This is a genomic window from Phenylobacterium sp. (genome assembly GCF_004299445.1).
Taxonomy (GTDB): Bacteria; Pseudomonadota; Alphaproteobacteria; order Caulobacterales; family Caulobacteraceae; genus Phenylobacterium.
Genome location: NZ_SCTC01000095.1, coordinates 1 through 1140, shown reverse-complemented (window position 1 = coordinate 1140; position 1140 = coordinate 1). Strand labels below are relative to the sequence as shown.

Below are 1140 nucleotides of genomic sequence, written 5' to 3'. Positions count from 1 at the left end.
CTCGCCGCGGCCCGGGCCGTCGCCGGCGCCGGTCGCGTGGTCGTGGCCTACCAGCCGCACCTCGTCTCCCGCACCCGCCTCTTCGGGGTCGCCATGGGGGAGGCGCTCGGCGCCGCCGACGAGGTCGTGGTGCTCGACGTCTATCTCGCCCGCGAGGAGGCCGACCCCGCGGTCACCGGCGCCCTCGTGGCCGACGCCGTACCCCTGCCCGCCGAGCGGGTCGCGTTCGTCCCCGACTTCGACGCCGTGCCCGCCGAGGTCGTGCGCCGCGCCCGACCGGGCGACCTGGTGGTCACCCTCGGCGCCGGCACCGTCACCCAGCTGGGGCCACGGATCCTGGCGCTGCTGGCGGACCGTGATGGCTAGGCCCGCCCACACTCCTGAGGAGCGCGCCGCGCTCCAGACCCGGCGGCGTTTCGCCCGCCGGCAGTGGGCCCGCCGCTGGCTGGCGTGGAAGTACGTCGTGGCCGCGCTGCTGCTCGTCGTCCTCGTGGGCGGCGGCACCTACGCGGTCTACTTCTCCGACGCCCTGGCCGCCGACGGCGTCGAGGTCACCGGCGAGCGCACCCTCACCGACGACCAGGTCCGCGAGGTCGCCCAGGTCCCGCTCGGCGACCCGCTGGCCCGGGTCGACCTCGACGCCATCCAGCGCCGGGTCGAGTCGTTGCCGGTGGTGAAGTCGGCCGAGGTGTCGCGGCAGTGGCCGCACGACGTTCTCATCGAGGTCGAGGAACGCACCGCCGTGGCCGTCGTGGAGATCGCCGGCTCGCTGCGCGGTCTCGACGCCGAGGGCATCGTGTTCGGCACCTACCGCGAGGCCCCCGACGGGCTGCCTCGGGTGCGCACGACCGCCACCACGAGCGGCGACGCGCTGCGCGAGGCCGCGCTGGTGGTGGCCGCTCTCCCGAGCGACCTGGCCGCCCGCGTCAAGCACGTCGAGGTGCTGACCGTCGACCAGATCGCCCTCGAGCTCAAGGACGGCCGTCGGGTCCGGTGGGGGAGCTCGGCGCAGTCCGAGGAGAAGGCCAAGGTCCTCGAGGTCCTCCTCCTCCAGGACGCCCAGGTCTACGACGTCAGCGTGCCGGGCAGCCCGACGACGTCCGCGCGCTGACCCGTCAGGGACCCGTCAGGGACCAGCTC

1 protein-coding gene and 1 pseudogene are annotated in these 1140 nt (G+C 75.2%); both read left to right on the top strand.

Features of this window, described 5'->3' with window-relative positions:
* Positions 1-366 (top strand): annotated as a pseudogene (locus EPN98_RS24485) (UDP-N-acetylmuramate--L-alanine ligase); the annotation flags it as partial.
* Positions 359-1111: an FtsQ-type POTRA domain-containing protein gene (locus EPN98_RS24480; RefSeq protein WP_293365629.1), complete on the top strand. Its 753-nt coding sequence runs from the start codon at positions 359-361 to the stop codon at positions 1109-1111. The pseudogene EPN98_RS24485 and the gene EPN98_RS24480, both read left to right, overlap by 8 nt.
* Positions 1112-1140 lie beyond the last annotated feature (29 nt).

Coding starts and splice junctions, on each gene's coding strand:
- EPN98_RS24480 (WP_293365629.1), top strand. CDS start 359: ATGGCTAGGCCCGCCCACACTCCTGAGGAGCGCGCCGCGCTCCAGACC.